This window comes from Kordia aestuariivivens (assembly GCF_014397005.1).
Taxonomy (GTDB): Bacteria; Bacteroidota; Bacteroidia; order Flavobacteriales; family Flavobacteriaceae; genus Kordia; species Kordia aestuariivivens.
The window spans coordinates 478,863-503,331 of record NZ_JACGWS010000001.1 but is presented as its reverse complement, the minus strand read 5'-3'; the positions used below and the strand labels follow the sequence as shown (position 1 = coordinate 503,331).

The 24,469-nt window shown below is 33.9% G+C and carries 27 protein-coding genes; 9 read left to right on the top strand and 18 right to left on the bottom strand.

The features are described from left to right. Positions 1 to 18: 18 nt before the first annotated feature. The 4 genes from H2O64_RS02290 to H2O64_RS02275 are packed head-to-tail and all read left to right on the top strand — an operon-like array spanning position 19 to position 2,624. Positions 19 to 600, top strand: coding sequence for a thioredoxin family protein (locus tag H2O64_RS02290; RefSeq protein ID WP_187560515.1), 582 nt, complete (start codon positions 19 to 21; stop codon positions 598 to 600). A 43-nt stretch (positions 601 to 643) separates the two neighbouring features. Then, positions 644 to 1,051: a BT0820 family HAD-type phosphatase gene (locus tag H2O64_RS02285; protein ID WP_215907110.1), complete on the top strand. Its 408-nt coding sequence runs from the start codon at positions 644 to 646 to the stop codon at positions 1,049 to 1,051. After that, positions 1,048 to 1,860: a type I methionyl aminopeptidase gene (map, locus tag H2O64_RS02280; protein ID WP_187560513.1), complete on the top strand. Its 813-nt coding sequence runs from the start codon at positions 1,048 to 1,050 to the stop codon at positions 1,858 to 1,860. Before H2O64_RS02285 ends, map begins: the two co-directional genes overlap by 4 nt. Then, a complete protein-coding gene (locus H2O64_RS02275) occupies positions 1,857 to 2,624 on the top strand; it encodes a methyltransferase domain-containing protein (RefSeq protein ID WP_187560512.1) in 768 nt (255 codons plus the stop codon). Before map ends, H2O64_RS02275 begins: the two co-directional genes overlap by 4 nt. A 29-nt stretch (positions 2,625 to 2,653) precedes the next feature. Here H2O64_RS02275 and H2O64_RS02270 read toward each other — a convergent pair whose 3' ends face one another. The 3 genes from H2O64_RS02270 to ppk2 (H2O64_RS02260) form a co-directional block, all read right to left on the bottom strand. Next, a complete protein-coding gene (locus H2O64_RS02270) occupies positions 2,654 to 2,953 on the bottom strand; it encodes a hypothetical protein (protein ID WP_187560511.1) in 300 nt (99 codons plus the stop codon). 132 nt (positions 2,954 to 3,085) lie between these two features. Continuing rightward, positions 3,086 to 3,847 (bottom strand): polyphosphate kinase 2, encoded by a 762-nt coding sequence (gene ppk2, locus H2O64_RS02265; RefSeq protein ID WP_187560510.1) that lies wholly within the window; start codon positions 3,845 to 3,847, stop codon positions 3,086 to 3,088. Between the two features lie 19 nt (positions 3,848 to 3,866). After that, positions 3,867 to 4,715 carry a polyphosphate kinase 2 gene (ppk2, locus tag H2O64_RS02260; RefSeq protein ID WP_187560509.1) on the bottom strand — a complete coding sequence of 283 codons (849 nt, stop codon included), beginning with the start codon at positions 4,713 to 4,715 and terminating at the stop codon, positions 3,867 to 3,869. Between the two features lie 330 nt (positions 4,716 to 5,045). Here ppk2 (H2O64_RS02260) and H2O64_RS02255 point away from each other — a divergent pair, with 330 nt between their 5' ends. Further along, positions 5,046 to 5,444, top strand: a complete 399-nt coding sequence (locus H2O64_RS02255; protein ID WP_187560508.1) for a CBS domain-containing protein — start codon at positions 5,046 to 5,048, stop codon at positions 5,442 to 5,444. 67 nt (positions 5,445 to 5,511) lie between these two features. Here H2O64_RS02255 and H2O64_RS02250 read toward each other — a convergent pair whose 3' ends face one another. The 14 genes from H2O64_RS02250 to H2O64_RS02185 form a co-directional block, all read right to left on the bottom strand. After that, positions 5,512 to 6,759 (bottom strand): FlgD immunoglobulin-like domain containing protein, encoded by a 1,248-nt coding sequence (locus H2O64_RS02250; protein WP_187560507.1) that lies wholly within the window; start codon positions 6,757 to 6,759, stop codon positions 5,512 to 5,514. A 182-nt stretch (positions 6,760 to 6,941) separates the two neighbouring features. Then, a complete protein-coding gene (locus tag H2O64_RS02245) occupies positions 6,942 to 7,622 on the bottom strand; it encodes a DUF6624 domain-containing protein (protein ID WP_187560506.1) in 681 nt (226 codons plus the stop codon). A gap of 17 nt (positions 7,623 to 7,639) precedes the next feature. Next, the gene (locus H2O64_RS02240; protein WP_187560505.1) at positions 7,640 to 8,308 is read right to left on the bottom strand and encodes a DUF6090 family protein; all 669 of its coding nucleotides are present in this window, start codon (positions 8,306 to 8,308) and stop codon (positions 7,640 to 7,642) included. A 279-nt stretch (positions 8,309 to 8,587) separates the two neighbouring features. After that, entirely contained in the window at positions 8,588 to 8,848 is a 261-nt protein-coding gene (locus H2O64_RS02235) for a hypothetical protein (RefSeq protein ID WP_187560504.1), read from the bottom strand. Between the two features lie 217 nt (positions 8,849 to 9,065). Further along, positions 9,066 to 9,308, bottom strand: coding sequence for a hypothetical protein (locus tag H2O64_RS02230; protein ID WP_187560503.1), 243 nt, complete (start codon positions 9,306 to 9,308; stop codon positions 9,066 to 9,068). Positions 9,309 to 9,431: 123 nt separating this feature from the next. Then, on the bottom strand, positions 9,432 to 10,460 hold the full coding sequence (locus tag H2O64_RS02225) for an FAD:protein FMN transferase (RefSeq protein ID WP_215907109.1): 1,029 nt from the start codon (positions 10,458 to 10,460) through the stop codon (positions 9,432 to 9,434). 3 nt (positions 10,461 to 10,463) lie between these two features. Further along, positions 10,464 to 10,826: a Na(+)-translocating NADH-quinone reductase subunit F gene (locus H2O64_RS02220; protein ID WP_187560502.1), complete on the bottom strand. Its 363-nt coding sequence runs from the start codon at positions 10,824 to 10,826 to the stop codon at positions 10,464 to 10,466. A gap of 248 nt (positions 10,827 to 11,074) precedes the next feature. Further along, positions 11,075 to 13,843, bottom strand: a complete 2,769-nt coding sequence (locus H2O64_RS02215) for an alpha/beta hydrolase family protein (RefSeq protein WP_187560501.1) — start codon at positions 13,841 to 13,843, stop codon at positions 11,075 to 11,077. A 147-nt stretch (positions 13,844 to 13,990) separates the two neighbouring features. Beyond that, positions 13,991 to 15,301, bottom strand: coding sequence for an NADH:ubiquinone reductase (Na(+)-transporting) subunit F (gene nqrF, locus H2O64_RS02210; protein WP_187560500.1), 1,311 nt, complete (start codon positions 15,299 to 15,301; stop codon positions 13,991 to 13,993). Between the two features lies 1 nt (position 15,302). Continuing rightward, positions 15,303 to 16,019, bottom strand: coding sequence for an NADH:ubiquinone reductase (Na(+)-transporting) subunit E (nqrE, locus tag H2O64_RS02205; protein ID WP_187560499.1), 717 nt, complete (start codon positions 16,017 to 16,019; stop codon positions 15,303 to 15,305). A gap of 78 nt (positions 16,020 to 16,097) precedes the next feature. Further along, positions 16,098 to 16,736 carry an NADH:ubiquinone reductase (Na(+)-transporting) subunit D gene (locus H2O64_RS02200; protein WP_187560498.1) on the bottom strand — a complete coding sequence of 213 codons (639 nt, stop codon included), beginning with the start codon at positions 16,734 to 16,736 and terminating at the stop codon, positions 16,098 to 16,100. 3 nt (positions 16,737 to 16,739) lie between these two features. Further along, entirely contained in the window at positions 16,740 to 17,492 is a 753-nt protein-coding gene (locus H2O64_RS02195) for a Na(+)-translocating NADH-quinone reductase subunit C (protein ID WP_187560497.1), read from the bottom strand. Positions 17,493 to 17,494: 2 nt separating this feature from the next. After that, positions 17,495 to 18,784 carry an NADH:ubiquinone reductase (Na(+)-transporting) subunit B gene (locus H2O64_RS02190; protein ID WP_187560496.1) on the bottom strand — a complete coding sequence of 430 codons (1,290 nt, stop codon included), beginning with the start codon at positions 18,782 to 18,784 and terminating at the stop codon, positions 17,495 to 17,497. A gap of 4 nt (positions 18,785 to 18,788) precedes the next feature. Further along, complete coding sequence (locus tag H2O64_RS02185; protein WP_187560495.1) at positions 18,789 to 20,138, bottom strand: Na(+)-translocating NADH-quinone reductase subunit A; 1,350 nt, start codon at positions 20,136 to 20,138, stop codon at positions 18,789 to 18,791. 190 nt (positions 20,139 to 20,328) lie between these two features. Between H2O64_RS02185 and H2O64_RS02180 the strand changes: the two genes are divergently transcribed. Both H2O64_RS02180 and apaG read left to right on the top strand, forming a co-directional pair. Further along, on the top strand, positions 20,329 to 21,588 hold the full coding sequence (locus H2O64_RS02180) for a type IX secretion system plug protein (RefSeq protein ID WP_187560494.1): 1,260 nt from the start codon (positions 20,329 to 20,331) through the stop codon (positions 21,586 to 21,588). A 143-nt stretch (positions 21,589 to 21,731) separates the two neighbouring features. Next, entirely contained in the window at positions 21,732 to 22,118 is a 387-nt protein-coding gene (apaG, locus tag H2O64_RS02175; protein WP_187560493.1) for a Co2+/Mg2+ efflux protein ApaG, read from the top strand. Positions 22,119 to 22,210: 92 nt separating this feature from the next. On the opposite strand, the gene H2O64_RS02170 is transcribed toward apaG, so the two are convergent. Further along, the gene (locus H2O64_RS02170) at positions 22,211 to 23,173 is read right to left on the bottom strand and encodes a hypothetical protein (protein WP_187560492.1); all 963 of its coding nucleotides are present in this window, start codon (positions 23,171 to 23,173) and stop codon (positions 22,211 to 22,213) included. 104 nt (positions 23,174 to 23,277) lie between these two features. On the opposite strand from H2O64_RS02170, the gene H2O64_RS02165 reads away from it, so the two are divergent. Then, complete coding sequence (locus H2O64_RS02165; RefSeq protein ID WP_187560491.1) at positions 23,278 to 23,880, top strand: hypothetical protein; 603 nt, start codon at positions 23,278 to 23,280, stop codon at positions 23,878 to 23,880. Continuing rightward, positions 23,877 to 24,461 (top strand): hypothetical protein, encoded by a 585-nt coding sequence (locus H2O64_RS02160; protein ID WP_187560490.1) that lies wholly within the window; start codon positions 23,877 to 23,879, stop codon positions 24,459 to 24,461. The genes H2O64_RS02165 and H2O64_RS02160 overlap by 4 nt, the downstream gene beginning before the upstream one ends. The last annotated feature ends 8 nt before the right edge of the window (positions 24,462 to 24,469 follow it).

The window sequence follows — 24,469 nt, the reverse complement described above, 5'->3', positions numbered from 1 at the left end:
ATTCAAATCTTATTAAACATGAAAAAACTCTTATATATAGTTGTTGCCTTAAGCTTTTTTGCGTGTAAAAACGAAAAGAAAGAAATTAAAATCCCAACTACGGAAACAACTGCAACTACCGAGCAAACAGATTCAATTGCTTCCGAAGAAGAAGAAAAGCTGCCAATTTTGACAGGAATTCAAACACGCGCGTCAATTTCGGCTGCGCCGTATGATAGTTGGTTCAGTCCAACGTATGCTACTTATCCAGCAGACAAAGTAACGCTTGACAAAGTAAAACCATTACTTGCAGATGTCAACGTAAAAATATTTATGGGAACTTGGTGTGAAGATAGTCAACGAGAAGTACCTCATTTTTATAAGCTTTTAGACATTATGAAAGTGGACGATAAAAGTTTAGAATTGATTACGGTTGACGAAGAAAAAGTAACACCTGAACACTTGGAAGATGGATTCAATATTACCAACGTTCCTACGTTTATATTTTACCGTGATGGAAAAGAAATCAACCGAATTGTAGAATCGCCCATAGTTTCTTTGGAAGAAGATATGCTTAGCATTTTATCTGGTAAAGAGTATAAACACAGCTATGCTGAATAACACAGGAATTCTTTGTAGCTTTGCATGCACAAAATAGGAAGTGATGATGAAAGAAAGCTTACTTATTGCCGTTGATTTTGATGGTACTATTGTAGAAGACGCTTATCCTAAAGTTGGTACGCCAAAAATATTTGCTTTTGAAACGCTGAAACGATTAGAGCAAGATGGACATCGACTGATTTTATGGACGTATAGAAGCGGGAAGCATTTGGCGCAAGCTGTAGAGTTTTGCAAAGAAAATGGCATTGTTTTTTATGCAGTAAATAATAGTTATCCCGAAGAAGTATTTGAAGGGAAAATAAGTAGAAAGATTAACGCAGACTATTTTATTGACGATAGAAATATTGGCGGATTTATCGGTTGGGGCGAAATTTATCAATTGCTCACCAACGAAATGCCTAAAGTAGAATTAAAAAAGAAAAAAGGATTGTTTTCCTTTCTGAAGAAATGATCATACAAAAAACACGAGAAGAAATAGAATTGATGCGCGAAAGTGCGTTGGTAGTTTCAAAGACATTAGGAATGTTAGCCAGCGAAATTAAACCTGGCGTAACTACATTATATTTAGATAAACTTGCCGAAGAATTTATTCGTGAGCAAGGTGCAATTCCTGGATTTTTAGGATTGTACGACTTTCCCAATACACTTTGCGTAAGTCCAAATGCACAAGTTGTGCATGGAATTCCAAATAACACACCCTTACAAGAAGGTGATATTATTTCTGTGGATTGCGGCGCTATTAAGAATGATTTTTATGGCGATCATGCGTATTCTTTCCCTGTGGGAGAAGTGTCAATTGAAGTGAAAAAACTGTTGCAAGTCACCAAAGAATCTTTATATGTTGGGATTCGCGAGTTTAAACTTGGAAATCGAGTTGGTGATGTTGGACACGCTATTCAGCAATTTACAGAAGCACACGGTTATGGAGTAGTACGTGAATTGGTTGGTCATGGATTGGGAAAAAAGATGCATGAAGATCCTGAAATGCCAAACTACGGACGTCGCGGTCGTGGAAAGAAATTTATTGAAGGAATGGTCGTTGCTATTGAACCTATGACAAACATGGGAACGAAAGATATTAAGCATTTGCGTGATGGTTGGACAATTTTGACACGCGATGGAAAACCAAGTGCGCATTTTGAACATGATGTTGCGCTTGTAAACGGAAAACCAGAATTGTTATCTACTTTCAAGTATATTTATGAAGCCTTAGGTATTGAAAGTGATGAAGAAGCAGAATTCAGACAAGACCTTTCGTGAGAAAGCTTTTTAAATACATATTAAACAATATTCCAAGACCACTTTTAATTAAGATGAGTTATTGGGTTCGCCCAATTATTACATTTGTTTTGAAAGGAAATACCTTTACCGATCCAATTGACGGGAAGAGTTTCCGAACTTTTTTGTCGTATGGTTATGCGATCAATCGTGAAAATGCATTATCGCCAAGCACCTTGTCTTTGGAACGTCACAGATTACTTTGGCTGTATTTACAGCGAGAAACCGATTTCTTTACCAAACCACAGAAAGTATTGCATGTGGCGCCTGAGCAAGCTTTTTATAAACGTTTCCGAAAGCAAGAAAATTTAGACTACACAACGACGGATTTGTTGTCGCCGTTGGCAGATGTGAAAGCTGATATTTGCAATTTACCTTTTGAAGATAATTCGTTTGATACCATTTTGTGTAATCATGTACTAGAACATATTCCGGATGATACGAAAGCGATGCAAGAGTTGTATCGAATTTTAAAATCTGGCGGCATGGCTATTTTACAGATTCCACAAGATTTAGATCGCGAAGTTACGTTTGAAGACGATTCTATTACAGATGAAAAGGAACGCACGAAAATCTTCGGTCAGTACGATCATGTGCGTGTGTACGGACTTGATTATTTTGATAAGCTTCGAAGTGTAGGATTCAAAGTCGAAGAAGTTGATTATACGGCGACTTTTACTCCTGAAGAACTCGAAAAGTATTGTTTGATGGAAGGTGAGATTATTCCGGTTTGTTTTAAGAGTTAGTAGTGAGTATTGAGGTTTTAGTATTGAGATCAGCTTGTAAGTTCTAAGTAACATTCTGAACAAAACCCTTTTCTACCAATCGAATTGTATTTTTCAGTCACTAGTTTTTCATTTTTACCTGCTTCGGATGTACTTAACATTTCTTCAATATTTAATTTACTAATCTCTCCGAAATGATACGTATTATAACAATTTGTACATATTTTGAGATTTAATATTTGAATAGTATAAACTTCAGATTTCACGCCATTTATAATATCCACGTAGTGATGCTCGCAAGTTTCAAAAAATGATTGTTCTCCATGCTTTTCACATATTAATCTTCCCATTTCTTATTTTTATAATTAAATATTATAATTCATTAATGATTAGCAAGTTACCAGCTGTCAAGATTAATTATCTTGTTTAGCTATTTGAACTAGAATAAACAAGTTCAATGTCCTTTTAAATATGTGCGGTTATTAATAAAGAATTGTTGCCAAAATATGTTCAATTGCTTCTAATCGAGCACTCGATTTTTTGTTGGCATCAATTATTTTCCAAGGGGCATGTTTGGTATTTGTAAGCTTAAACATTTTCTCTTTATACGATGTATATTGATCCCACAACGCTTGGGCTTTTTCATCCACAGAAGACATTTTCCACCGTTTTAAAGTACTTTCTTTTATTTCCTTGAAACGTTTTGCCTGTTCTTTCTTTGAGATTGAGAAATAGAATTTAATGAGATAGGTATCAGACTGAATGAGCATTTTCTCAAAACCATTGACCTGAGACATGAAAATTTTATATTCTTTTTCCGTGCAGAAGCTATTTACAGGTTCCACTACGGCTCTGTTGTACCAACTTCTATCAAAGAATACAATTTCTCCTGGTTTGGGCAACTGGTTGATGTAGCGTTGAAAAAACCATTGATTTCTTTCATCGCTGGTAGGAATGTTTAGTGCAACTATTTTAAAGTGTCTTGGATTTATATATTCCGTAATTCGTCGTATGGCGCCTCCTTTACCAGCAGCATCTCTTCCTTCAAAAAGAATAACTACTTTTTTGTTTTCTCTTATGACCCAATTTTGAAGCTTTATTAATTCTTCTTGTTGTTTTTTTAGGTGATTGATATATTTTACTTCTTCTAAAACTTTAGGAATGTTTACTTTTTTGTTTTTCAAAAGTGCATGTAACCCTATTTTAGAATTAAGAAGCGTAATGTCTTCCTCTGTTAATTTCATCTTGTTCGTTGTTTTGGTTTTACATATCAATTTGAATAGCACTTCTGTGATATCTCATAATTATATTAGGATCGGGCAGCAGCGATATTTTTGATTCTCCTTTTCCATCATAATCAAATTGCGATAGCACATAGCGCATACTTTCTAGCCTTGCTTGCTTTTTATCATTCGTTTTCACGATAATCCAAGGACAAAAATTTGTATGTGTTTTACTGAACATCTGTTCTTTATAGTACGTGTATTTTTCCCATAGTTCTTGCCCTTTGACATCTACGGGACTAAATTTCCATTTTTTTAATGGATTACTTAATCGCGCATCAAACCTCTTTTTTTGTTCATCTTTAGATATAGAAAACCAAAACTTGATGATTTTTAAATTGTCTTCATATAGTAAATGCTCAAATTCAGGAACTTGCATAATAAATTTTTTGTATTCGCCTTTAGAGCAAAAGTCCATTACAGGTTCTACAACAGCTCGGTTGTACCAGCTTCTATCAAAAAACACAATTTCTCCAGGATTAGGCAAAACCTTTATGTATCGCCTAAAATACCATTGTCCTTTTTCTACTTCAGTTGGTTTTGTCAATGCTACAACTCTTGATGTTCTTGGGTTTAAGTGTTCTTTAAATCGCTTTATTGCGCCTCCTTTACCCGCAGCATCTCTACCTTCAAAGATTACAGCAACTCTCATTTTTTTCTGATCTAACCATTTTTGAAGGTTCACAAATTCAGCTTGTAAATCGACTAACTCCGCTTCATATTTTAATTTGCTTAGCGTTTTATCAATTGGAATATTGTTTTCTTTTGCAAGATTAATTAAATCATTCCTTGTTTTTACTTTTTTAAAATGGTCTGCGGTGAAGTTCATCTTCTTAAGTAGTTTTTTTATATAGTTTTTGCTTGCTGCCAACGTGTTTGTGCATGGCTAGCTCTAAAATAATAAAAGAAAACGAACTAACGGAAAATCAGTAATGTTTTCCAAGTACATACAGCATACACAGTTGATTGCAACTGCTTGTTATGGTTCGTTATTTTTACACTGCGCAGTTTACAAAAATTCTGATTGTCATAGCATGATTTTTATCATATTCAGTATGAACCTATATTCATAATTTTACCATAGTGAAGATGCAAAGCGCTGTCATTTGCTTTTTGTTTAAACTATCATACTATTATTACGAACTTAAAAACACTAGTTATGCGAATACAAGTAAAAGATTTTATGTCTTCTCCAGTCATTACTGCGACAGGAGAAAATAGCGTTCAAGAAATTAGAACATTCATGAAGGAAAAAGGAATTCATGCAATTCCTATTGTTTCGTATTCTAAGGATACAACACCTGTTGAAATGATTATTAGAGGAATTGTTACTGCTACAGATATAAATAAAGAAGTACATAACAATGCCATTGTGGAACATGTAATGACTTCTTCAAGTGTTCACGTTGTTCATATAAATTCAAGTGCTCAGGCAGCTGCCAAAATGATGCTACGGCATAAAGTGCATCATATTGTTGCAATGCATGAAGGAAAAATAGAAGGCATGGTTAGTTCTTTAGATTTTGTAAAATTAGTTGCGGAACATTCGTTGGAATAAAAACAGTTTTTCAACTAAAGAAAAGCAAAACACAATATTATTTATTGTTCCCTTACTCATAAGGGCTTTATCGTATTTTCCATTTTTTGTGTAAACCTCTTTTAACAAAAGGGATTTCATTTGCTAATATTCTTACTTTGTATTCTCCTAAAGCCACTCTATTTCCTCTATTATTTGTACCATCCCATGTATATGAATGGGAACCTTTTTTTAAAGACACATGATTAATAATCTCTTTAACGCAATCGCCCTTAAATTGCCAGTTTGCATGTTGAATATGTATACTTACTTTGGCATCGTCTATTAAGAAAAAGTTCAGTTCTACTCTTGTTACTATACTGAATGGATTTGGTGAAAAACGTATGTCAGAGACATATACTGTTGGTTCATTTGGTTTTGGGTCTGTACCTCCAAGTATTCCAAGTTTCTTTTTCAAGCCTTCTTTATATTCAAAATCAGATTCTCCAAATTCGCCTTCAATTTTTACAACATAGTTTCCTTGCATAACTGATTCTCCTTCACGAAAACCATGATCAATTTTTCCGTCCCACTCTAAGCAAACATCATCATTAGCCTTTAGGATTCCATCATTAAAATTTCTAATATTTTTTACATGTGACCATGGATTTTGGAAATAAGTATTCCTGTAGATATCAGCTTTAATCCTTTTATCATAACTTAATTTAAAATATATTTTAGTTTTTTGATCAAAAGGATTTGGCGAAATTCTAATATTACTTATTCCTACAGGCACACTAAAAAATAAAACGCTCCCAGTAGCCAATATAAGATTTGCGCTCGTATTAAAATTTGCGCTCATACTAGTATCTCCTGGTTCAAAACCTTGTGGTATGATATAACTCCATTTTGCAGCCCCATCTGCATTCGTTTGCTGTGATGGAAAGTTAATATAATCACAAGCTATGTCTATTTTGTGGTTTTGAACAGGTGAAAAATTCCATTCGCCATTTTCAAAAGCACATTGATGAAGCGTTGCAAATAATTCAATTTTGTCACCTATGTTTGCTTCTATACCACTGTAATCATTCGTTGAAAGTCCGTTGAAGATACCATGAAAATATCCAAAATAATATATAGGACTACTTACTTTTCCTTTATATTTTTTGTCTAAACTTCTGACTATTTCATCTTTTGTACCTAAACAATGACCACAAGGATCAAAACCGTGATCAATAGCGTGTTTTATACTATTTAGCGCAATCATATTGGCTTCTGGCATGCGCTTTATAGCGAAACAACTAGACTTATGAAATTCTTTGGTCTTTATGTTCCCAGTGATAGTTGATGTTTTCATAAGTGCTTTTTTTAATTAAACTTATGATATCAAAGCTAAAGTGAACCTTTATTTTAACCAATGATGTGCATCATAGTTATTTTAGAATGAAGTTTGTAATACATATACTATCGTTTAGCAAGTTGCAAAATGATATCTTTTCTCTTGGCTCTTTTCTCTAGATTCTTTTTCAGTCATTTTCCCTATTCCTTTTTCAATCGTTCTTTCTCAAATGCTGCTGTTCTTTTGAGTTGTTCTTCCAAATTCCATTCAAAATTAAATCTGTTTTTTAGGAAGATTGCAATAGGTTCGAGTCCAATTTTTGCGCGTCTTTTGTCAATGTTTACAGGATCGAAAACTGGCCACAGATTGAAACTTTTTGTCTCCGGATAGTATTTCATTTGTCCGCCATAGATTTGCAATTGTCCTTTGTCGGTTGCAATTCGGTCTTCTGCACGCACCAAAAATCTTGCTTCTAGTTTGTTGTCCAATACTGCTTTTTTCATCAATGGAATGTAGTGTTCACGTGTTTTTAGATCTGAATGTTGTAATACGTTACATATCGTTCTATTTCCGCGATCTCCGATTTGTTTTTGTTCGGGCCAACCGTAATTTTGAAGAATTTCTTTAATTTTTATAATATTCTGAGCGTGATTTTTCCGATACTGTTTCTGGTATACTTCCGCTTCTTTCGATTCCGCGCCATAGATATTCATCAGAGAATCCCGCAAACGTATTGGTGTTTGTTCTTTTTGCCGTATCGTATCTAAAATAGCGATTAAGTTTTCTGGCTTCTGAACGCTGTTTGTGAAGTCTTTTGAATTGTTCTTACTGAAACAAGCTATTATTAGGATGGAAAAGAATATCAATATCGGTTTCGCCATTATTATTGGGTTTTGCTTTAATTTAATTCTGTCTTTAACAACTTAATTAAGTTCCTTAAATCGGTTTCAGCTTGTGTATATAGTCCATCTTTTTCTTTTCCAATCATGATCATAATTTCAATATCATTGTGGAATTTATAATCATATAATTCCGCTGGCTTCATTACTTGGAATGGTTTCATTTGTATATATTCAGAGATTTTTGGGACAACTGAATACATATATTGTTCTTGATTTTTTTCTAACCTATTGATGTAACTGTAAAGCATTCCCATGTTTTGTAAACGCATCAAAATCTCCTTGTTTGAGATGAGTTCTAATTGACCACTAGTAGCCAATTTACTATACGCCGATTCTTCATTTTTGAAATCCGAAAAGAAGATAAGTTCGGTAGCTATGATTCCTAAAGTGTCTGTCAATTGCCTCAACGAATCATGTAAGATGATGTTACTTGCCTTAGCATATCGCGCTAAGTATTTGCTGTTGTACTGACGATTACCCTCAACGTCCGATAAGTCATTTTGCAATTCTTGTATGAGATCACCGTATAAGTTCTGTTCTACTACTTTTTTATTTTTAGCATTCTTCCAGTTATTTATGGATACCGCAATTAGAATTCCAATGACAACCAATATGATTTCTCCAATAGCATAGAGAAGGTATTTCTTGATTTTGTTTTCTTTCAAGAGATTTTGCCTAATTTTTCTAAAAATTTTTATCATTGGGTAAGTTTTGTATCAAGTAAATACTACCATAATTACATTTCGTTTTTGTTGATAGTCTAAGTTACACGTTTCTTATTTGGTGTCAAAATTGTGCGTAGGTTTTCATTTAGCTTTTAGCTTTTAGCTTTTAGCTTTTAGCAAAAATACTTTTTTATTGAAAGTCAATTGTTTTGTATGTAAAACGACCTTTAGTTTTTACACTAAAGGTCGTTTACTTAAATTTATATGATGATGATTTTCTTAACAGATTCCGTTTTGCGGACAAGAGATACTTAGAATACAAGTATTATCTGTTGGACTAGGGCAGTCACATGTATCTGTTGGACACGCACCTGTTGGACATGCATTTGTGAAGTTACAACCTACCGTTTTGGCACATCTTGTATCGACATCAATAAAGCATGAATTTGTTCCTCCACCTTTTATAACTCCTGATTCTAAGCTAGAAATTACTTTTTTGTTTAATGAAAGTCCGTTGTGATTTAGATTCTTTTTTTTCATGATTTTATATTTTTATGATTATAGCCTAAAGTTACCTTTATCCAAGCTATATTTCATCTTAAAAAACCACACTATATATACTCTAAAACCCTAATTAACATTTAATTATGTTAACTGAAAAGCTTCTAACAAACACCTTTTTGTTGTTTGTATACACAAAAACGACCTTTAGTATGTAAACTAAAGATCGCTTTTTTAAATTATAAGATGGTGTTTCTTAACAGATTCCTACTGGCTCACAAGAGATCGATGGAATACATAATTCTGTTGGAGCGCAACCATTTGTGTATGGACAACCTAAAGCAGTCTGACAGGTTCCTGTAGCTCCTCCGCAATTAGTATCTGCGTCAGCAAAACATGAGAAGGTTCTTCTTCCTCCTTTTAATTCGTCAGTAGAAAGATTGGAAACTAGTTTTTTGTTTAATCTAAGTCCGTTGTGTTGTAAATGCTTTTTTTTCATGATTTTGAATTTTAAAAATTTAATGACACAAGGTACTTTTATTTAGATTCAAATATTCCCGAAAAAACCCGACTTATTGTACTTTAAAACCCTAATTAACATTTAACTAACGTAAAAATAGGCTTACTTTTTTATGATTAAATCCTGAAATCCTTTTGTAGTATATTTTTGAATGTTTCCGTATTCATCTTTACTCACAACATACGCGTCTACATCTTTTAGCTTGCTTAAGAGTTCCTTCGTTTTTTCATAAGGCATTACCATAAAAGCGGTTGCATACGCGTCTGCCTTCATGCAATTATCTGCAACAACAGAAACACTTAATACATTGTTTTTCATTGGATATCCTGTTTTTGCATTCAAGATGTGTACATAATGATCACCCGTTTCAGGATCTACTCTGAATTTTCGATAGTTTCCAGAGGTTGCCATTGCTTTGTTTTCAAGTGTGATGAGTTCAATGTATTGACGTTCATCAGCATTTTGTATTGGACTGTCAATAGCTACTGTCCATTTTTTTACTTTGTGCGTATTTTTTCCTTTGGTTAAGATTTCGCCTCCAACTTCAATGATATAGTTTTTGATTCCTTTTTCATCAAACATTTTACCAATGAGATCTATGGCATATCCTTTTCCTAGCGAGTTAAAGTCAAACGTTACAGAAGGATGGTCTTTTACAACTTTTCGCTCACTTGTTACTTTTACCTTATCAAAACCTGTAAATGTCATAATGCTATCTACTTGTTCTTTGTTAAGGTTATTGATAGGTTTTTCTGGACCAAATCCCCACGCATTGACTAAAGCGCCGACACTAGGATCAAAGTATCCATCTGTTTTTTCATAAACTTCTCTTGAAAAGTCATACACCGTTTTAAAATAATCATCTATTACAACATCTTTTTCTCCTCTGTTAATTCTAGAAATATCAGAGGTTGGTAAGTATGCAGAAATCGATTGATTTACTTCATGAAATACATTTTCGATGTCTTCGCTGTAATTTTCATCTTCACTCGAAATTTCATATTGAATGGCGTAGGTAGTTCCTAATGCAAAACCTGTATTGGTTTGCATGATAACATCTTTGGGTTTGTCAACACAAGACGTTAGTAAAAAAGCTATACACAAGTATAGGGGCAATGTAACTGCTTTCATAATTTATGTTATTTGAATTAAACCATCATAGTCTAGTATGTATGGCTGGTTTTTTAGCACTTCTTCCAATGGATTGTCTGCATTACCAAGTCCAACGCCTGCAAAGAATAATTCGGCTTCAAACTTTTCTACGTGTTGCTTGAATGTTTCCATCCAAACAATATCGTATTCTTTTGGATCTTCAGGATAGGTAACAGCTTTTACAAGTACAAATTTCTTTTTGTTGTGTTCATCTATACAAACAAATTGGGGATGTTTGTTTAGTGTACTGTTTACTGCTAAAAATTCGTATCCTTTTTCTTCCAGTTCTTTTCCTACGATATTCATCGCAAGATTATGCAATTCTTGTTTTGTCAGCTTTTCCATATTTAGAAGCACTATACCAACACTTGCGAAAATATTGGTTTATTGATAGCGTTTAGTATTATTATTTCTTTTGTAATAAATCTCGATAAAGTGCAATTTTTGACGATGAAAATAACAATTATACAAAGATAGCCTGTGAATCAGAGTTTTCCGAATTTAATGATGATTTATATTGCAGTTAGAAATACAAAAGATACGATCGTGTAGTAATCGTATCTTTTGGTATAAATTGTTATGTTATTGTTTAATTAGTCCTTGTCTAAATCATATCCAAAGTTAATTCCTTTTTCCGCTCTTGGAACTCCTTTGGTCATCCACATTGGTGCTGGTGCATCTTTTAGATAATGATCAAAAAACTGCATCATTCTGATAGAAAGATCTTGCTTGTTTTTCGTTTTACGCAAATTATGACTTTCATTGTTGTACACAAGTAACCACGCTGGTTTTTGCAATCTACGCATTCCCATAAAGAGTTCAATTCCTTGATAGTATGGAACTGCTCCATCATTGTCGTTATGCATTATGAGTAGCGGAGTTTCTACACTTGGCAGACTGAATAATGGTGAACTTTCTACGTATAAATCAAATCCTTCCCATAAGTTTTTCCCTATACGACTTTGTGTTTTTTCATATTGAAACATTCTACTGAGTCCACTAGCCCATCGAATTCCGCCATACGCTGATGTCATATTACTTACAGGCGCACCAGCCATCGCAGCTTTGAATTTATTTGTTTTTGTGATAAGATATGCTACTTGATATCCGCCCCAACTTTGTCCTTGCAACGCCATACGATCACTGTCTATATATCCTTTCTTTTCCATGGCTTCTACACCCGAAATAACACAGTTGTACGCATCTTTCCCTGGTTGTCCTTCCTTATATACAATGTCTGGCACAAACACGATATAGTCATTACTTACTGAATATGTAAAATCTACTGTAGATGCACTCGGGCTTGGTATGTAATAATAGTTGAGTTCAGATGCACTTTTTTCGTAGAAATAGACAATCATTGGATACTTTTTTGAAGGATCAAAATCTTCTGGTTTGTATACGATTCCTTCTAGTTTTGTTCCGTCATAAGCTTTCCAAGAAACGAGTTCTGAAGTTCCCCATTTGAACTCTTTTTGTTGTGGATTTACGTCAGATATTTTTTTATATGTTTTAAAATTATCTGTAGTTACATACAAGTCTCCATAGTTATTGAAATTTTCTTTTCTGAAAACTAAAACGTCTGTTGATACTGCTTTTTTATAACCAAATATCAAATACGAGTCAGATTTGATTTTTTCAATAGGTTTTGCATCATCAAGTAAATAGATACCTTCCGTTTTTGTTTTTTCGTTGAAACCGTTTAAAAGTAATTTCCCATCAAGATAACTTGCTAACAAGCGGTTTTCATTGTCTAATCTTGATGTTCGAAATGTTATTTTGTTTCTTCTTCCTTTTTTAGTAATATTTTTAGGTTTTGTTCTTCCATCTAAAGAAACTTTCCAAATATCATATTTATCATAAAGCAATAGGCTTCCATCCTTATCATAACCGCCAGAACCATAAGCTCGTGCCAATGTTGGCGTATCATGATCTTCTCTTTCAAAAGCAACTTTAATATTTTTGGTCAAATTGTGTTTTTGAAGTGTCTCTAAATTAACAGAGAACCAATTTTTAGCTTCCAAATCAAAGTATACAGCATATTCACCATTCAAAGCTATATCAAGTGCTGAATTCGCTCCTTTTACCAGCAGTCGTTTTTCCCCTGTTGCTATATTGACAACATAGTAATCGTGCTTCCAAGGTATTGTCCAAGTTTCTAATTGATACGGTTTACTATCGTAACCTAGTATATATTTTTTAGCATACTTTCTATCTAAAGAAACACTTTCTAACGTATCACCTCTTAATTGCACATATTTCTGAGTTTCTGTATCAAAATAATAAAATCGTGTATCTTCTTTGAGCGATTCTTCTTGTGCTTTCTGTCTGGGTTGCGTTATTTTGTCTTGCCAATTCCAAACATCGACTTGCGGAATTTCATCATCTAATAGGGTCGTATCTTTTTTATGTTCACTTTTTAGTTTTGAATAGAAATAGAGTCGCTTTCCATCTTCCGAGAAGAAAGGCCCACTATTGTCACTTAATGTTTCCTTTGTTCCTAAACGCGTTTCTTCGTTTTCAACTAATAATTTCAGTTTGTTTTCTTTGTAGAGAAATAACTTAAAAGGTACTGAGTCTGTTTTTACAGAATCTCTTTCTGCAATGAATGTCAGTTGATTTCCTAGCTTATTTACATTTAGTTTTTTATAATCATATAATAAAGTATCTATCACTTTCATTGATTTAGAAATCAAATTGTATGCATATACTCCTTTTGCCTTTTTATCGTTCTTTTTATCTTTTGTAGTGTAATAAAAAGTTGTTCCATGTTCAGGAACTGCCACATCTTTTATGTCAAAAATCGTATCTCTACGCTTGGTTTTTAGGTTGTAAATAAGCGCATAATTATTTTTCCAAGCGGGCAAACTATCGCCTTTTATAGAATCTTTTTTGTTTTTAAATTTTTCGATGACCAGATAATCACTATTTTTTTTGGGCAAGCTGTATTTTTTTACACGCAAAATAGAATCGTATAGTGTATTGTTTGATGCATCATAGATATATAGAACATCTTTTTGCTGATCTTCCTTTTTTGTTTTTTCCTTTTTTTCAGCTCTTTTTGTAGCATAAGTCGCCTTCTGTTGAAAGATTACAAATTTTTCGTTTTTTGTAATCGCACTCTTATAGCCATTAAAATAGGTTGCTTTTTGCTGCGTTTCCGTGTCGTAAATTTCCAAATAGCCGTCACCTCTTTTGGTTGATGTTATTGTGGAAAATACAACAAGTTTCCCTTTATCGGAAACCTTTGTCCCATTTATATATTTCCATAAATCGTAATCATCATGTGTGATTGCTTTTTTTTGAGCGAACGAAATTCCTACTATAAAACAGCAGAGTAGTGATAGTAATTTTTGAATCATTTTGTAATCTAAATATTAAGAACACTAAATATAAGCAGATTATTTTTCTATTTATAAGTTTCTGTTGTGTTGACTTCATTTTTAACAAAAAAAAGATCGTTTACTGTGCGTAAACGATCTTTTTTATAATAGTTGTAATGAAGTTTTTTATCCTCCGAAATCATCAAATCGAATGCTTTCATCTGGAATACCGAAATCTTCTCCCATTTTTTGAACCGCTTGGTTCATTAATGGTGGTCCACAGAAGTATAATTCGATGTCTTCTGGCGTTTCATGATGGTTTAAGTAGTTATCAATTACACAGTTGTGAATGAATCCTACAAAACCGTCTCCAGCTTCATCATTAATATCTTTTTTCACTTTCCAGTTATCTTCTTCCATTGGCTCAGAAAGTGCCATGTAGAATTTAAAATTCGGGAAGTCTCTTTCTAATTCTCTAAAGTGCTCAATGTAGAATAATTCACGCTTAGAACGTCCTCCGTACCAATACGTAACTTTTCTTCCAGTCTTAATGGTTTTGAATAAGTGGTATAAGTGTGAGCGCATTGGCGCCATTCCAGCTCCACCACCAACATATAACATTTCTGATTCAGATTCATTGATGAAGAATTCACCGTAAGGTCCTGAAATGACTACTTTGTCTCCTGGTTTTTGAGCAAATATATATGAAGATGCAATTCCTGGATTTACATTCATCCAAGCATTTTTAGCTCTGTCCCATGGCGGCGTTGCAATACGAACGTTTAGCATAATTTCACGTCCTTCTGCAGGGAAAGAAGCCATTGAGTATGCACGTTCAACCGTTTCGTTATTTTTCATCGTTAAAGGCCATAGTCCAAATTTATCCCATTCTGCTTGGAATTTGTCTGGAGTTTCATGCTCTTCTGGATGCGCAGTAATGTCTATGTCTGCATATTTTATTTCACATGGAGGAATTTCTATTTGAATGTATCCACCAGCTTTGTAACCCATATCTTCTGGAATTTCTACTACGAATTCCTTAATGAATGATGCTACATTATAGTTACGAACTACGACAGCGTCCCATTTTTTAATTCCAAATACTTCTTCTGGAATCGTAATGTTCATGTCTTGCTTTACTTTTACTTGACAAGCTAAACGTGCTCCGTGTTTTAATTCTTTACGTGTAAAGTGAGGAACTTCTGTTGGCAATGCTTCTCCTCCACCTTCTAGTACGTGGCATTCACATTGAATACAGGTTCCACCACCACCACAAGCGGATGGTAAAAATATTTTTTCTGCTCCTAACGTAGTCAAAAGTGTGCTTCCTGAAGCTACTTCAATTTCGCGCTCACCATTAATGGTAATTTTTACAGGTCCTGATGGTGATAATTTTTGCTTTACAAATAGCAATAAAGAAACCAATACTAAAGTGATTAGTAAAAAGGCTGCTACGGTTGCTAATACTGTTCCTAATGTACTTGCTGCTAATATCATATTAATCAATTACTTTTGTATTGTTAGCGATTTCCTTTGTAGTACTGTTGTCTTTTACAGTTTCGATCTGAGCTGTTTTTTCTGTTTTCTCTTCTTCATCTCCACCTGTTAACATTCCTCCAAAACTCATAAATCCAATTGCCATTAATCCTGTAATGATGAAGGTAATTCCTAAACCTCTTAAGGCTGGTGGTACGTTAGAGTATCTGATTTTTTCACGAATGGCAGCAATGGCTAAGATGGCTAAGAACCATCCGATTCCTGAACCAACTCCGTACGTAGTTGCCAATCCTAGTGTTGCAATTTCTCTTGACTGCATGAATAATGATCCACCTAAGATGGCACAGTTTACCGCAATTAACGGTAAGAAGATTCCAAGTGAATTGTATAATGAAGGTGAAAATTTCTCTACGATGATTTCTACCAATTGTACCATGGTTGCAATGGTTGCAATGAACATGATGAATGATAAGAAACTAAGGTCGTAACTTGCATATTCTTCTCCCAACCATGATAAAGCGCCAGGCTGTAAAATGTATTGATCCAACAACCAGTTTAATGGTACTGTAATTGCAAGTACAAAAATAACGGCAGCTCCAAGTCCAACAGCAGTCGTTACTTTTTTAGATACAGCTAGGTAAGAACACATTCCTAAGAATGTTGCAAACACCATGTTATCTATGAATATTGATTTGAAAAATAATTCTATATGTTCCATATGTTTTCGTTTTTAGTTGTTTGTTGTTCGTTGTTGGTTTTTACTAACAACCAACATCTGTAAACTAGCAACTAATTTTTAGTCTTCTATTAAAGCTTTATTCTTTGTACGTTGTACCCAAATGATAATTCCTACCACAATTAATGCCATTGGTGATAATAACATAAATCCGTTATTTTCATATCCATAAGCATATAAACCAGATAACTCACCTGGAATTGGGTTTCCTAATACAGGAATTCCTAATAAAGTTCCTGAACCTAATAATTCTCTAAAGAATCCTACAATGATTAAGATAACTGCGTATCCTAATGAGTTTCCAATTCCGTCTAAGAATGATCTCCATGGACTGTTTCCTAAAGCGAATGCTTCAAAACGTCCCATAATGATACAGTTTGTAATAATTAATCCAACGAATACCGAAAGTGTTTTACTCAACTCGTAAGCAAATGCTTTTAGTACTAAATCAACTATAATTACAAGTGTTGCAACAACGATTAGTTGTACAATGATTCTAATTTTTGAAGGAATAATGTTTCTCATTAAAGAGATGACTACGTTTCCTACTGCTAATACAAACAATACGGATATAGACATTACAATAGATGCTTCTAGCTCTGCTGTAATTGCCAATGCTGAACAAATTCCTAATACCTGAATGGTAATTGGGTTATTATCTGCTAATGGGTCTAATATTAGTTTACTATCTTTTCCCATGACTTATTGTTTGTTTTTTAAGTTTTGAAAATATGGTAAGTACAGCTTTAAATCTTTTCTGATCATTGCTGTAACTCCGTCACCAGTAATTGTTGCACCAGCGATGGCATCAACTTCATTATCGGTTTTGTTCACGTTTTTAGGATCTGCATTTCCTTTTGCGACTACGATTCCTTTGAAAGCACCTTTATCGTTCAACAAGTGTTCTCCAATAAAATCATCCATAAAGAAACGCTGCTTAATGTTTGCTCCTAATCCAGGTGTTTCTCCTTTGTGATCAAAATAAGCTCCTTGCACAATCATGTTTTCGTCTAAAGCGACATAACCCCAAATTGCATCCCAAAGCCCTTTTCCTCTAATTGGTGCGATATAGAATGTTTTTCCATCTTTTTCACCAACAAATAAAGGTAATCTTCTCACCTTTCCGGCTTTAGCGTTTGCTTGTTGCTTTTTAACATCAATTAGATATGCAGTAGTATCTTGTTTTACTTCTCCATTTTCAATGACTAATTGTTGTTTGATATATTGGTCAAATAATTCAGGAGCTTCTTCAGTAGATACAAAAACTGCACTCGTTCCTTCATTATTGTTTACGCCCATTGCATACAAAATGTTTTGCTGTTTTTCTAAACGCTGATTTTCTGTAATTCTTGGCTTTAACGCTGATGCTAAATAAGCAAGTAACGCACCTACAACGAATACCATTCCAATGGCAAATAGTATGGTGTATGAATTTTTATCTGTTCTTTTTTCCATCGTTAAGCTGTTTTTACTTTTAGACGCTTCATTCTTTTCTTCACATTACCTTGAATCACATAGTGATCAATAGTTGGTGCAAATACATTCATTAACAAGATTGCCAAGAATACACCTTCTGGATATGCTGGGTTAAATACACGAATCATGATTGATATGAAACCAATTAAGAATCCGTAAATCCACTTTCCTTTGTTTGTTTGTGCGGCGGTTACTGGATCTGTTGCCATGTATACGGCTCCAAATAATATACTACCGATGATTAAGTGTTGCCAAAATGGAACATTCATTAATCCAAAGAACTTGCTTGATTCTTGAATCCATCCAGCACCTACAACTCCGTTAAATATTAATCCCATTGCTAAGGCACCAATTATAGTACTTAACATGATTCTCCAACTTCCGATTTTCGTAAAGATTAGGAATAATGCTCCAATGATGATTAAGAACTTTGAAGTTTCTCCAACAGAACCTGGTATTAATCCCCAAAACATGTCCCAATATGAATATAAGTCTGCAGCTCGATCACCGTATGTTGTAATAATCTCAGATCCGCCATTCGTTCCTGCAATGGTTAACTCTTGTCCTGATTTCGCATAGAAACCAAGTAGTGTTTCACCCGAAATAGCATCTACATTTTCTCCTGCAGCAATTAGCTGATCTCTGTTTACAGCATCATGAACCCAAACTTTATCTCCTGACATCCATGTTGGATATGCAAAGAATAAGAATGCTCTAATCGTTAATGCTGGATTTAAGATGTTCATTCCAGTTCCACCGAAAACTTCTTTTCCGATGACAACTCCAAATATTACCGCTACTGATAACATCCATAATGGAATATCAATTGGTACAATTAACGGAACTAACATTCCTGTTACTAAGTATCCTTCTTCTACTTCGTGTCCTTTGATCACTGCGAATAAAAATTCAACAGCCAATCCAACACCATAAGAAACAATTACGAGAGGCAATACTTGCCATGCACCAAGAATTAAATTGTCAAATGACCAAAAAGAAGCGCCAAAAAATCCGTTCGCAGCTTCAATTTCTCCTAATGCTAAGTAATGTTGGTACCCTGCATTGAACATTCCGAAAATTAAACATGGAACTAACGCCATGATTACGGTGTTCATCGTACGCTTTAAATCGTCCGCCACTTTAATGTGCGTTCCATTGTGCGTAGTTTCGTTAGGTAAGTATAAAAACGTATGCAAAGCATTGAACGCAGGCGCCATTTTGGTTCCTTTATACTTCTCTTTTATATCATGTAATTTACTTTTTAAGCTCATAGTGTTATCCTATTTCTTTAAGCATTAAGTCTAAACCTTCTCTAATAATCTTTTGATGTGGTTGCTTTGAAACACATACAAATTCTGTCAATGCAAAATCTTCAGGAGCAACTTCGTACATTCCTAAAGCTTCCATTTCATCTAAATCTGCATACATACAAGCTTTCAGTGTTTGCATTGGATATATATCTAATGGAAATACTTCTTCGTACGTTCCAGTAGTTACAAATGCGCGATGCTCACCGTTTGTATTTGTATTTAAATCGAATTTCTTATTTGGTGTTAACCAAGAAAATGTAAATGCTCTTGACGTACTTACTTTATTGAAGATTGGTTTATTCCATCCAAAGAATTCATAATCGTCACCTTCTGGAATTGCCGTTACCTGATTGTCGTAATATCCTAAAGCGCCATCTTCTGCTTGTTGCTTTCCTGACAATACGTTTCCACTAATAATTCTAGTGTTATCTAAGTTAATGTTGCTTGCAACCAGATCTTTTATGGATGCTCCAGCAATTGCTGTAACATACGCAGGATTCGTTATTTGTGAACCTGTAACTGCAATTGTTCGTGTTGCGTTGAATTTACCCGTAAGTAATACTTCGCCAATAATCACTAAATCTTGTGCAGTAACTGTCCAAACAGCTTCTCCTTTGTTTACAGGATCAATTTTGTTAATGTGTGTTCCAACGTTTCCTGATGGATGCGGTCCAGAAACTGTATGACTTACTGTTCCGGCAACATTTGCTAGTGGAGAATTTCCACCTTTCTTTGTGGCTACATGAACGTTTCCGTCAGTCAATTTTGTTAATGCGGTCAACGCAGCTGTCAATTCAGCTTCTTTCCCTGCTAAAACATAATCGAGATCCGCAGCTAAAGGAGCACTGTTATGTCCTGAAACAAAAATCGCTTTAGGCGACTTTTCTGCATTAGCAATTACGTCATACGGACGTTGTTTGATAAATGGCCAACATCCAGTAGCACGCAAATGCGCTTTTACTTCGTCACCAGACATTTTAGCAACCTCTTTTTTACCGAAATCATGATGTTCTTGAGTTGCGTCTGCTAAAATTCTAATTTCTAAAATTTTACGCTTTGCTCCTCGAACGATTTCTGCAATTTCTCCACTTACGGGAGAAGGAAAAAGTAATGCTTCGTCTAATTTGGAATGGAATATTGCCTGACCGGCTTTAACTTTATGACCAACTTTCACTAACATTTTAGGAATGATACTGTGAAAATCTTCGGGCTTTATCACATAAAAACTACTTGCCTTTACAGGTTTTGTAGTCTTTTCTGCTTCGCCAACAAGCTTAATATCTAAGCCTTTTTTTATGCGAATGTCTTTTGACATAGTTATGGATTTTTTTCTAAAAAACATGCAAATTTAAGTATTAATACACTCAACTAAAAGTCATATCATCACTATAAAATTTATTTATATTGATTCTAAATTAATATTTTCATTCCTCGTTTTCAGTCTACAAAAATCATTGCCCTGTTTAGGCATACATTTTGCTTATATTTACAAAAATTCTTTTTTAATGAAACATCGCAATTTTTATATTTTCACTTTTTCAGTACTCGTAAGCTTTTATTTACAAGCACAAGTTGAACCATTGGAAGAAGTTGCACCTCCAAATTTTATAAAAAGTATTGAACTTGCTGGCACAAATCAAGGCGATCAATTTCCGGTACTACGATTGGGAGAACCACTGAATGTTACTTTTGATGATATTAATGGCGATGAAGAGGATTATTATTATAAAATTGTGCATTGCAATTATGATTGGACACCTTCAAACTTATCGAAAGCACAATACATGAAAGGCTTTGACAATCAGCGAATTATAAATTACGAAAATTCATTTAACACCTTACAATTATATTCTAATTATAGATTAACGATTCCTAACAACCTTACAACATTGCTCTTGACAGGAAATTATATGCTTTCTATTTATAATGATGATGATGAATTGATGTTTTCCAGAAAGTTTATTGTGTATCAAAATGCTGTTAATGTTGGAGCAGCTGTACACAGAACGCGCGACCTCAGCACCATACAACAAAATCAATTGATTCAGTTTGAGATCAATTCGCCTAATCTATTTTTACGACATCCTGAGCGCGAAGTTAAGATTGCTATTTTACAGAATTACAAGTGGAATACAGCTATTACGAACATTAAACCACAATATACGCTTGGTTCAAAGTTGATGTATCGTTATAATACGGAAACAAGTTTTCCGGGCGGAAACGAATTTTACAATTTTGAGAATAAGGAAATTCGAGGTGGAAATGTTGGCGTTAGAACTATAGAATTACGAGATATTTATCATAATTATTTACATACCGATGCAACACGCGCTTCCGAACCATATACCTTCAATCCAGATATTAATGGTGATTTTTTAATTAATACCATTCAAGGAACAGATCCTTCTATTGAAGCAGATTACGCCATGATTCATTTTTCGCTTGCCAATTATATGACTTTAGAAAATAGCAAAGTATATGTGTACGGACGTTTTAATAATTATCAATTGACAGAAGAAAATCAACTATTTTATAATCCGGAAACAGATTTGTATGAAGCACAAATTTTGCTTAAACAAGGATTTTACAATTATAAGTATGTTGTAGTAAATGCTAAGAATGAAGTAGAAACTACGAAGATTAGCGGCTCTAATTTTGAAACAGAAAACGATTATTTAATCATCGTATATTTTCGAAAGTTTGGCGAAGTGTACGACAGTATTATTGGAATTGGTAGCACAAATTCGAGCGTAATTAAAAATTAAAGAATAATTTTTACACTGAAAAGCGTTAAAATTTTAACGACTTTGAATATAGTAAATAGAAAATTCGTATTTTTGAGTGTATTGATTTGGCATTTTGAAGTAATTACATAGAATGCTCGCAATCATTTATATACAAGCCACAGATGATTCAACAGGTAACCAGAGGTATAAAAATTTCCGTACAGACTAGTTTTGAAGGTACATTCTTCAAGAACTACAAGATGCATTTTGCGTTTGGTTATCAAATTACCATTGAAAACCAAAGTAAAGATTCTGTACAGTTAACATCTAGACATTGGAAAATTTTTGACGCTTTAAATAGCACTGAACTTGTTGAAGGCGAAGGTGTTATTGGAAAGAAACCCGTTTTAAAACCTGGAGAATCACACACCTATCAATCTGGTTGTTTACTTGCGTCGCCAATTGGTGCAATGCACGGTCATTACAATATGGTCAACTTTACAACTACAAAGAAGTTTAGAGTTTTTGTTCCTACGTTTAAGTTGAGTGCGCCTTTTGCGCTGAATTAGCATTTCGACTCCGCTCAATGCTCGGCTCAGGGTTCAAAAGCTTCTACATTCAGTATTCGATATTTTCAGTTTTAACTTCAATTTCATAATAATCACTCAAAATCCAACACATTTTCCGCTTCTATTAAATAGGTTAATGCTTGAATTTTTTTATACATTTTGTTGAAGAAGATGCGTTGTTCTTTTTTTCCTGCGGAAGATAATAGCTTCGAGTTTCGCATTTGTCGTTCTAAATGTTGATCAACTTGCGCTAAGGTTTGTGTGTCACTTGTTTTGTAATACGACAAGATGGTATATGGAACAAATAACGTTTTTATGATCGGCGTTTTGACTAAAACTGTATTGTTCATCAATAATAATTCGTTGTAATACAGTTTGTATTGTTCGTCATTCGCGACTTTATCTTCTATCATTTCCACTAGCTTTTTTAAATCGTCACACAAACGCAACGCCATCGTTTCTGTAAGTAGCATAGATTTGTAATAGAAGTGAATTTGTTTCATGGTACTATTAATTGTAGTGATATCCCAAATTTCGGTTACTTTTAAATTGGCGTACAATTCTCCCAAACGTGAAGCCGCCGAAACCAACGAAACCGAAGGTGCAAAGTTTTCAAAAGCAATCACTTTTTGTTCTTCGCTTAGTAATTGCAACCACACATACATTTTGAATCGCGATAAAACATTGTCGGAAGACGTATAAAATATAGGCAAATCTTTGGCTGAGTAAATGATTTCAGAGCCTTTCATCGCTAGTATTTGTTGTAAATTTTCATGAGAAGCCACAAAATACGCTTCCAATTCTGCTTGCGTTGTAATGGTTTGTGTTTTTTCTACGGCGACAACATTCTGCAAACCAATTCCGAATAATTGATCGATAGACATATTGAAATGACGTGACAATTTTATAGATTCTTCTAACGATAACTTACTTTTCAAACTTGTGCGCCTGTGTGCAGCATCATAACTGATGTCGAGTATTTCTGCGACGGTATCGATTAAGGAAACATTCGCGGGTAACGCGTCTTTTATTTTAGAGAGAAAGAATTCTTGCATGTCGTTTGCGATTTTCACAAAAATAAATATTCTTAGTTGCTATTCCTACGATTTATCTTGTAATTATTGCAATAAATTTGAAGTGTAATTCAAAATCATTCAACATGAAAAAAATACAATACATCGTTATAACACTTATCAGCATCCTTAGTTTAGCAAGTTGCGCTTCGTTTTCTGGAAAAATTATTCGAGATAAAACTGAGATACTAACCAAAGAAAGTATTCGAAATATTGAAGGAACGTATGAAATTCAATGTTATGATTCCTATTTCAAGTCTCGTGTAGGAAGAGAAATTATACAGTTTGACAAACCAAACAGCGATGCATTTATAAACAGTTTCACAAATACCTATACTATTGATTCTACGCTTGTAAAAAAGCTTGTGGTAGATATTAAATTTATTTCTGACAAAGAAATTTCATTCACATATAGACATCAAGATTCTATTGTTAATGAAACAGTTTTAGGCGTAAAACTTCGAAAAAACGGCATGTTGCATTTGAAAAACCGTGAAAGAGATATGATGGGCGTTCCGCTTATTTATGGAAATTTTGAGATTAGCAGATCTCGAATTGGACTTAGCAAAAGTAACGACCTCATCATTAATCATGTATATCATATTACAGGTGGAGCACTGATCCTACTTTCAGATTCAAGAACAAGAAATACTTCTTATTATTTTAAACGAATAGAAAAAACATCATGAAAAAATTACATCAACTAATTCTCGGAGTATTAATAATTAGCTTATCAAGTTGTGCTTCGTTTTCGAATAAGATTTCGAAAAAAGAAAGTGTAAGACTAACGAAGAAAAATATTCAAGATATTGAAGGAACGTACGAGTTTCAACCTTTTAAATCGTTTGGCGCAAGAGGCAACCGCGTATATGATGTTAGTAATGATATTAAAAACATTGATCAATACCTTGTAGGCGAAGCAATAGCATTTGGATCAAAAACTGATTATACTGTTGACCTAAAAGTGGTTTCGCAGCATGAGATTTCCTTCTCCTTTAAAAATAAAAATACACTTGTTTATGAAACGACCCTAAAGATGAAACTTAAATCAAATGGACTTATTCATTTAGATAATAAATATGTAAAAGCAACAGGAATTCCTTTTCTTTTTGGAGGAATCACGAGCAAAAAAATGCGCATTGGACTTTCTAAGGAAGGAAATCTTTTATTGAATTATGCGTACGATAGTTTTGGCTCTATTCTTATTTTTTCCGCAGGAACTTCATATAATCATAGTCACCATTATAAAAAAATAAATTCTTCCTTATGAATCTGGAA

Coding starts and splice junctions, on each gene's coding strand:
- H2O64_RS02290 (WP_187560515.1), top strand. CDS start 19: ATGAAAAAACTCTTATATATAGTTGTTGCCTTAAGCTTTTTTGCGTGT.
- H2O64_RS02285 (WP_215907110.1), top strand. CDS start 644: ATGATGAAAGAAAGCTTACTTATTGCCGTTGATTTTGATGGTACTATT.
- map (WP_187560513.1), top strand. CDS start 1,048: ATGATCATACAAAAAACACGAGAAGAAATAGAATTGATGCGCGAAAGT.
- H2O64_RS02270 (WP_187560511.1), bottom strand. CDS start 2,953: ATGGGAAGATTAATATGTGAAAAGCATGGAGAACAATCATTTTTTGAA.
- ppk2 (WP_187560510.1), bottom strand. CDS start 3,847: ATGAAATTAACAGAGGAAGACATTACGCTTCTTAATTCTAAAATAGGG.
- ppk2 (WP_187560509.1), bottom strand. CDS start 4,715: ATGAACTTCACCGCAGACCATTTTAAAAAAGTAAAAACAAGGAATGAT.
- H2O64_RS02255 (WP_187560508.1), top strand. CDS start 5,046: ATGCGAATACAAGTAAAAGATTTTATGTCTTCTCCAGTCATTACTGCG.
- H2O64_RS02250 (WP_187560507.1), bottom strand. CDS start 6,759: ATGAAAACATCAACTATCACTGGGAACATAAAGACCAAAGAATTTCAT.
- H2O64_RS02245 (WP_187560506.1), bottom strand. CDS start 7,622: ATGGCGAAACCGATATTGATATTCTTTTCCATCCTAATAATAGCTTGT.
- H2O64_RS02235 (WP_187560504.1), bottom strand. CDS start 8,848: ATGAAAAAAAAGAATCTAAATCACAACGGACTTTCATTAAACAAAAAA.
- H2O64_RS02230 (WP_187560503.1), bottom strand. CDS start 9,308: ATGAAAAAAAAGCATTTACAACACAACGGACTTAGATTAAACAAAAAA.
- H2O64_RS02225 (WP_215907109.1), bottom strand. CDS start 10,460: ATGAAAGCAGTTACATTGCCCCTATACTTGTGTATAGCTTTTTTACTA.
- H2O64_RS02220 (WP_187560502.1), bottom strand. CDS start 10,826: ATGGAAAAGCTGACAAAACAAGAATTGCATAATCTTGCGATGAATATC.
- H2O64_RS02215 (WP_187560501.1), bottom strand. CDS start 13,843: ATGATTCAAAAATTACTATCACTACTCTGCTGTTTTATAGTAGGAATT.
- nqrF (WP_187560500.1), bottom strand. CDS start 15,301: ATGATATTAGCAGCAAGTACATTAGGAACAGTATTAGCAACCGTAGCA.
- nqrE (WP_187560499.1), bottom strand. CDS start 16,019: ATGGAACATATAGAATTATTTTTCAAATCAATATTCATAGATAACATG.
- H2O64_RS02200 (WP_187560498.1), bottom strand. CDS start 16,736: ATGGGAAAAGATAGTAAACTAATATTAGACCCATTAGCAGATAATAAC.
- H2O64_RS02195 (WP_187560497.1), bottom strand. CDS start 17,492: ATGGAAAAAAGAACAGATAAAAATTCATACACCATACTATTTGCCATT.
- H2O64_RS02190 (WP_187560496.1), bottom strand. CDS start 18,784: ATGAGCTTAAAAAGTAAATTACATGATATAAAAGAGAAGTATAAAGGA.
- H2O64_RS02185 (WP_187560495.1), bottom strand. CDS start 20,138: ATGTCAAAAGACATTCGCATAAAAAAAGGCTTAGATATTAAGCTTGTT.
- H2O64_RS02180 (WP_187560494.1), top strand. CDS start 20,329: ATGAAACATCGCAATTTTTATATTTTCACTTTTTCAGTACTCGTAAGC.
- apaG (WP_187560493.1), top strand. CDS start 21,732: ATGATTCAACAGGTAACCAGAGGTATAAAAATTTCCGTACAGACTAGT.
- H2O64_RS02170 (WP_187560492.1), bottom strand. CDS start 23,173: ATGCAAGAATTCTTTCTCTCTAAAATAAAAGACGCGTTACCCGCGAAT.
- H2O64_RS02165 (WP_187560491.1), top strand. CDS start 23,278: ATGAAAAAAATACAATACATCGTTATAACACTTATCAGCATCCTTAGT.
- H2O64_RS02160 (WP_187560490.1), top strand. CDS start 23,877: ATGAAAAAATTACATCAACTAATTCTCGGAGTATTAATAATTAGCTTA.